Here is a 5,630-nt window from a genome sequence, read left to right on the forward strand (position 1 = left end):
CCTGACCGCCTCCTGCTTGAACTCCAGGGTGTACTTCCCTCGGCTTCTTCCTTCGTCCATCTCTCATCTCCTTTCCCGGCATTCTCCGGGACTGAGCTATGAACTCCGAAATTCGAGGGCAACCTCACGCCCCCGTCAGGATGGTGGCGCAGACGACGTCGGCTCCTTCGCGATCGCTGGCGGCCAAGCGGTGCCGCTCGGGCCGGGGCAGGTAGATGAGCGAAGGCTTGTCGATCAGAAGATCCGGCTTGCCAGCGTTCACAAGGGTGACAGGACCGCGCCGGATCACATGCAAGTGGCCTCGCTGCTCGTCGCGCTCGAAGTCGTGCAGGCCGCAGATGTTGCCGGTGTAGAAGACGCCCGCCCGCAGCGAAAACTGCGAAAGCAACCTGTCTAGCGGATCGCTCATGGCCGCGCGTCCGCGCGGCTGGTGACTTCGTTTTTGGCCGCGCTGTAGCTGGCCACGCAATATGGCACCAGGTAGTTCAGGAAGCCGTGCAGCCACGAGAATTCGGTGGTCCCGAAAAGCGCCTCGCTCTGGTTGGCGAGATTCAAGACCGTGCCGACCGCGAGCGAGATGCGAAGCGCGCTAGCCGCGATCCTCTTGCTCAGCGCAGCGCGCATCAGGTCATTCATAGCTTCAAGTTGGCGCGCAGCGGCGGACCTCCCAGCGCTCGAACCGTTCAATTGGCCTGGGCGACCAGGTCGCCGTCAAGGATGAAGATGCGGTCCGTGGGATTGGCCGACATGATGTGGAGGGTGCCGGCGCCTTTGAGGCCTTTGAACGATCCGATGCCGGAGACGACCTCCCAGAAGCCGTTGTCGTGGATCTCGGGCTTGCCGTCCTTGCCCGGCAGGAAGACGGCGCGCACGGTCCACTTGATGTAGGCGACGTTGCCTTCGCCCTTGGTGGCGACCAGATAGCCGCTGGGGTCGCCCGCGACGCCGGGGACGATGTCGTGGCGGCCGTATTCGACGATCTGCGCGCCGTCCAGTAGGCCAGCGCCGGCCGCCGTGCCTTCGCGGCGGACCATCAGGACGAAGTGGCCCGAGCCGTCCTTAAAGTCGAGCTTGATCTGCTCCTTGGGAACCATGGTGGCCTTAACGCTCAGCGGATCAGCCACGGCGGCAGAGCCAAGCAGCATGGAAGCGGCGAAAAGCGCTGCGCCTAGGACTGCGGAGGAGCGGGGGAACGAGGTTTTCATGATTGTCCTTTGGATGAGCTGAGATTCAGCAAACTGTGGATAGCTGGAGTTGTCAAGGAGACTCGGGTTTTTCTGCTGGACCCGACATGTCGAGGACAGCGGCGGCGAGTTCGTCGAACGTGTTGAAGACATGGTCGCAATCGGGGTGCGGCGTCGGGTCCGGCGGCGGCTCGCTGCCCCACTCCTGTGGCCTGCGCACGAACGCGGTTTTGTAGCCGCAGGCTCGCGCTGCGTTGAGGTCGAAGTTGTGGCAAGCCACCATCAGGATCTCGGATGGTTCCATGGCGAGCCACTTCGCCACATGCTCGTAGGCCCTGGGGTCGGGCTTGTAGTAGCCGATTGCTTCGCAAGAGAGGACGGCGTCCCAGTCGACCCCGTTGAGCCTGGACACATCCAGCGCCAGCGACAGCGGCAGCATGGTGAAGGAGATCGCCGGGATGCGCTTTCGGATGTCGCGCAAGGGCTCGGCGAAATCGGGCCAGGTCGAGAGTCTGTGCCACGCGTTGGCGATCCGGCTTCGGTCGCTTGGAGTGAACATTGAAAGCCCGTTGGCTTCGAGGACGTCGTCCAGCGCTCGGACGTGGACGTCGTCCATGTTGAATGCGGGTTGGACTTGTCCAACGATGCCCTTCATCGACAGGCGCCGATACTGGTTGGTGAGCGAGCCCCAGTCTCTTTCGACGCCATGCGCGCGGCCCACTGCCGCCAGCGCGTCGCGTATCCCCGAATGCCAATCCAGGACGGTTCCGCCGGTGTCGAAAGTCGCTGCTTTGATGGCCATGGAAGATCCTTGATAACCGATTTCAATAACGAGTGGTCAATTGCGTGAGCCACGCTGGCGAATGATCCACCAGCCACGTCTCCATCGGCTTGTCCGCCCCGGACAGGATCATCGCGGCCAACGCAATCATGATGACACCCATGACGGTCTTGCCCGCCTTGCCCGCCTTCATGAGCGTGCCGCGCATGCGCGCCATCGCCCCGCGTCCGACATAGGCCAGCGCCACCACGGGCAGAGCGGCGCCGATGCCGAAGACGCCCATCAGCATGGCCACTTGTAGCAAGTGCGAACCCTGGCTCGCAAGCACAACGGCGGCGCCCAGCGTCGGCCCGACGCAAGGGCTCCACACTACCCCGAGCGCGAGCCCGATGGCGAACTGTCCCTTGAGCCCGTCGAGGCTCATGCGGGAAATGAGGTTGTTGCCGGCATCGCCGATGCCGGAGGTGGCTATAGCGAAGCGCTGCTGAAGGTCACCCGAGATCAGCACGAGGCCCAGCAGGCCGAGGATCGCCGCGCCCGCCCCGCGGAAGAGCCCCGGGTCGATGTTTAGAGCCGATTCTGCCCAGGCCAGGCTAGATCCGATGACGGCGTAGGAGAGCGCGAGCCCGCCCGCAAGAGCCAGGGGCGCGCGCGGATGGGCGTTGGTTGCCGTCCCCAGCAGGATGGGGACGATGGGCAGCACGCACGGCGAGAGCGTCGAGAGCACTCCCGCCAGGAAGCCGAAACCGTAGGAGGCGATCCCAAACTCCATCACTGGACCGTCTTCTTGACCAGGCCTTCGATGCCTTCCAGGGTGGTGTCGCCGGTCGAGCGGCCCACTTCCTTCGGGCCTTTGAACGCGACCAGGGTGCTCTGCATCGACACCTTGAACTTGCGCAGGGTGGGCTTGGCCGAGTCGAAGTCGACCGACAGCACCGTCACGTCCTTGTAAGCGGGCTGCTTCATGAGGCCCTCGACGATGGGCTTCTGGGCCTTGCAGGTCGGGCACCAGGTGGCGCTCACATCGACCACGACCGGCTTGCCGTCATGCATGAGCTTGTCAAACTCGGCCTGGGAGTATGGCCTGATTTCGCCCGCTGTTGCGATCGAGGCGATGGCGGACAGGGCGACAAGGGCTGCGGCTTTGGCGAACTTCATGAGACTTTCCTGTGAGGTTAGCGGGATGGTTTGAATGTCTTTTGCAGCGTCGCGGTGTAGGCCGTCAAGGCGGCGAGCTCCTTGGAGTCCCAAGGCAGCGGCTTGGCGGCCATCGGCATGACCATACAGCCTTGCACCATCTCGTCGAGGTAGACCGTCTTGCGGCCGAGCTGGTCGCGGGCCATGGCGACGGTGTGGGGGTAGGGCTTGGCGAAGCTGGCCTGGAAGGCGCCATGATTCGCGTGGCAGCTCGCACAGCTCATGCCGTTGGTGGAGAGCTTGATGTCGTTGAAGAGCTTCTCGCCCAACGCCACGTCTCCCGGCTGCGGCTTGTAGCCTGCCGGCCGCGTTATCTGGGAGGCCGGGTCTTCGGCAGCGTGTGCCGCGACGCCGGTGAGGGCTGCGAACAATGCGAAAAGCAAGGCGGGTGCGAGCTTGGCCATGAGGGCTCCTGAGTGGTTGCGGAGTAAGAGGCGCCAGGAATCCAAAACGATTCGCGCTTCGCGAAACATTTTTTGTGATCTCTTCGTCGCCCCCCTGGGCCGGGGGGGGGGGGCCGCTGGCGCTGGCGCAATCCCGCGAGGGGCCCTACCCGAATTTTTTTCTGATTCCGCGAACCCGATCGCCTCTCCGCCGCCTCTTAGCTGCCGAGGATCGTCCTCGCTGACTCACCAACCCAAGGAATGAACATGAAGACAAGCTTAAAACTGGCCTCCCTGGCTGCTCTCACCGCCGCCACGCTGGCCCTGCCGGCCGCCGCCCAGGACATGAAGGAAGGCGCAAAGTTCGCACCCAAGGCGGGCATGACCAAGTGCGCCCCGAAGTGCGGCGCGAGCAAATGCGCGCCCAAGAAGGCCTCGGCCAAGTGCGGCGCGAACAAGTGCGCTGCCAAGTGCGCCCCCAAATGCGCTCCGAAGTGCGGCGCCAAGTGCGCGCCCAAGAGCTAAGCCGGGTGTCCGGGGGGCGGCGCCTCGAAAAGGGCTCCTCGGGAGAGTCCGGCGCCGGCTCGCTCCTACTCTCCGCCTACGCAGCCCTTGCGGGGCGGGGCGCCCATCTGTTTGGCGATCTCCTCGAGGGGCAGGCGCTCAGGCAGTGGGAGCATTACCCGCAGGATGACGCGACCGACGCCTCGGGCGGCTACCAATGGTTCTACCACTCGCACAGCCCTGAGGATCGACAGGAGACTGCGGAGCACGGCCACATACACCTGTTCGCACGCAGACCCTTATGGGGCAGGCGGCTGCGCTCGCGCGCCGAGAAGGAGTTCTCTCAGCTGTGTGGGCTTCCCCGGGCCAACCCGAACACTCGGCATCTGCTGGCCATTGGCTTCGACGCCAAGGGGGTGCCGATGTCGCTTTTCACAGTCAATAGTTGGGTGACAGGCGACCTAATGCTCAGCGGTGACCTCACGCTGGAGGTGCTCGCGTCGATGAGGCTTGACACCGGACACCCGGAGATCGACACAGTGATCGAGTCGACCGTCCATCTTTGCATGCCGGAGATCTCGGAATTGATGCGGGCGCGCGATCGTGCATTGGCAGCCCATGCGGGGCCGGATCGGCTCGAGGACCGTTCGCGGGAGCGGCTCTCACAGATCAGGATCGACCTTGACACCAAGCTGGAAGGCGTTGCGTAGCTGTCCTCTTTCGTTATTGCTGGATTGCCATGAACACCCAGACGGGTGCGCTACTGGCGAAGCCTGGTTCGCGCTCACGAGTTCGTAGACGGCGTGGACGTCCTCTCGCCTCTGGCTGCGAACGAGGCCGTAGCCTTTTCCAGGCTGTCGTGCTCTTGTTGCACTTGGCGCAGCTGCTGGCGCAGGCGCATCAGCTCCTAGCGCTCGGCGCTGGTCAGGCCTTTTTTGCCAGGCTGAGGCTTGCCCTGATCACGCGCGTCCTGCGCGATCCAGGTGGCAATGCTGTGCGCCGTCGAGCCAAGCCCACACGACAACCCGGGTGTGCGACCGGCGCGGGCCAGTTCAATGATTTCTTGGAAACCCGCCGGGTACGGCAGGTTGAAAGATATGGCGCGCCCTTCCTGCACGTAGCGCTCGAACACCTGGGGCAAGACGTCCGCCGCGATACCTGTTCTATTTGGGGACTTCGTCTCCTCGTTCCTAAACGGTAATGTGTCCGCGAAACAGGGTCATCTTCAATCCATGGGTAGGTACCTCGGACTGGGCTGGGCCGGCTTACAGCAGTTCGGGTACGGGTCTCTCAGCTCCTCAAGCATAGTGCCTGCCGAATCAGGTCTATGGTTATCGCCTAATTCAGTCGTCAGCTGATGCTGCCACGGCAGACACTTCTATTTGAGGTTGGACAACCACCCTGGACTCTCGGGTCCAGGGTCTTTTTTCTTCCAGGGTGACACTGCGGGTTTTTATTGAGCTTCTCTAAATTCATGACATCACCAGAGCGTAGCCTGCATCCAGCAAGCGGCGATGATGGTGGGGCGCTTCTGTGCGCTCTTGAGTTTGTTGCGGGCCGTCGCGTGCAGCTCCGCGAGAT

10 protein-coding genes are annotated in these 5,630 nt (G+C 63.4%); 2 read left to right on the forward strand and 8 right to left on the reverse strand.

Annotated elements, in window-relative coordinates:
• Window positions 1-124 precede the first annotated feature (124 nt).
• Genes IM725_RS19415 through IM725_RS19445 form a run of 7 tightly spaced genes read right to left on the reverse strand, consistent with a single transcriptional unit; the run spans window position 125 to window position 3,566 of the window.
• Window positions 125-409 carry a cupin domain-containing protein gene (locus IM725_RS19415; protein WP_193782291.1) on the reverse strand — a complete coding sequence of 95 codons (285 nt, stop codon included), beginning with the start codon at window positions 407-409 and terminating at the stop codon, window positions 125-127.
• The gene (gene nrtS / locus IM725_RS19420) at window positions 406-636 is read right to left on the reverse strand and encodes a nitrate/nitrite transporter NrtS (RefSeq protein ID WP_193782292.1); all 231 of its coding nucleotides are present in this window, start codon (window positions 634-636) and stop codon (window positions 406-408) included. The genes IM725_RS19415 and nrtS overlap by 4 nt, the downstream gene beginning before the upstream one ends.
• A 47-nt stretch (window positions 637-683) precedes the next feature.
• On the reverse strand, window positions 684-1,205 hold the full coding sequence (locus IM725_RS19425; protein ID WP_227753963.1) for a hypothetical protein: 522 nt from the start codon (window positions 1,203-1,205) through the stop codon (window positions 684-686).
• 52 nt (window positions 1,206-1,257) lie between these two features.
• Window positions 1,258-1,986: a haloacid dehalogenase type II gene (locus IM725_RS19430; protein WP_193782293.1), complete on the reverse strand. Its 729-nt coding sequence runs from the start codon at window positions 1,984-1,986 to the stop codon at window positions 1,258-1,260.
• A 22-nt stretch (window positions 1,987-2,008) separates the two neighbouring features.
• A complete protein-coding gene (locus IM725_RS19435) occupies window positions 2,009-2,737 on the reverse strand; it encodes a cytochrome c biogenesis CcdA family protein (protein ID WP_193782294.1) in 729 nt (242 codons plus the stop codon).
• The gene (locus IM725_RS19440) at window positions 2,737-3,123 is read right to left on the reverse strand and encodes a thioredoxin family protein (RefSeq protein ID WP_193782295.1); all 387 of its coding nucleotides are present in this window, start codon (window positions 3,121-3,123) and stop codon (window positions 2,737-2,739) included. The genes IM725_RS19435 and IM725_RS19440 overlap by 1 nt, the downstream gene beginning before the upstream one ends.
• A gap of 17 nt (window positions 3,124-3,140) precedes the next feature.
• On the reverse strand, window positions 3,141-3,566 hold the full coding sequence (locus IM725_RS19445) for a c-type cytochrome (protein WP_193782296.1): 426 nt from the start codon (window positions 3,564-3,566) through the stop codon (window positions 3,141-3,143).
• Window positions 3,567-3,812: 246 nt separating this feature from the next.
• Between IM725_RS19445 and IM725_RS19450 the strand changes: the two genes are divergently transcribed.
• The gene (locus tag IM725_RS19450; RefSeq protein WP_193782297.1) at window positions 3,813-4,070 is read left to right on the forward strand and encodes a hypothetical protein; all 258 of its coding nucleotides are present in this window, start codon (window positions 3,813-3,815) and stop codon (window positions 4,068-4,070) included.
• On the forward strand, window positions 4,028-4,759 hold the full coding sequence (locus IM725_RS19455; RefSeq protein WP_227753964.1) for a DUF6969 family protein: 732 nt from the start codon (window positions 4,028-4,030) through the stop codon (window positions 4,757-4,759). Before IM725_RS19450 ends, IM725_RS19455 begins: the two co-directional genes overlap by 43 nt.
• A gap of 197 nt (window positions 4,760-4,956) precedes the next feature.
• On the opposite strand, the gene IM725_RS19460 is transcribed toward IM725_RS19455, so the two are convergent.
• Window positions 4,957-5,181, reverse strand: a complete 225-nt coding sequence (locus IM725_RS19460) for a hypothetical protein (RefSeq protein WP_193782298.1) — start codon at window positions 5,179-5,181, stop codon at window positions 4,957-4,959.
• Window positions 5,182-5,630 lie beyond the last annotated feature (449 nt).

It is taken from the genome of Ramlibacter aquaticus (assembly GCF_015159745.1).
Taxonomy (GTDB): domain Bacteria; phylum Pseudomonadota; class Gammaproteobacteria; order Burkholderiales; family Burkholderiaceae_C; genus Ramlibacter; species Ramlibacter aquaticus.

Coding starts and splice junctions, on each gene's coding strand:
- IM725_RS19415 (WP_193782291.1), bottom strand. CDS start 409: ATGAGCGATCCGCTAGACAGGTTGCTTTCGCAGTTTTCGCTGCGGGCG.
- nrtS (WP_193782292.1), bottom strand. CDS start 636: ATGAATGACCTGATGCGCGCTGCGCTGAGCAAGAGGATCGCGGCTAGC.
- IM725_RS19425 (WP_227753963.1), bottom strand. CDS start 1,205: ATGAAAACCTCGTTCCCCCGCTCCTCCGCAGTCCTAGGCGCAGCGCTT.
- IM725_RS19430 (WP_193782293.1), bottom strand. CDS start 1,986: ATGGCCATCAAAGCAGCGACTTTCGACACCGGCGGAACCGTCCTGGAT.
- IM725_RS19435 (WP_193782294.1), bottom strand. CDS start 2,737: ATGGAGTTTGGGATCGCCTCCTACGGTTTCGGCTTCCTGGCGGGAGTG.
- IM725_RS19440 (WP_193782295.1), bottom strand. CDS start 3,123: ATGAAGTTCGCCAAAGCCGCAGCCCTTGTCGCCCTGTCCGCCATCGCC.
- IM725_RS19445 (WP_193782296.1), bottom strand. CDS start 3,566: ATGGCCAAGCTCGCACCCGCCTTGCTTTTCGCATTGTTCGCAGCCCTC.
- IM725_RS19450 (WP_193782297.1), top strand. CDS start 3,813: ATGAAGACAAGCTTAAAACTGGCCTCCCTGGCTGCTCTCACCGCCGCC.
- IM725_RS19455 (WP_227753964.1), top strand. CDS start 4,028: ATGCGCTCCGAAGTGCGGCGCCAAGTGCGCGCCCAAGAGCTAAGCCGG.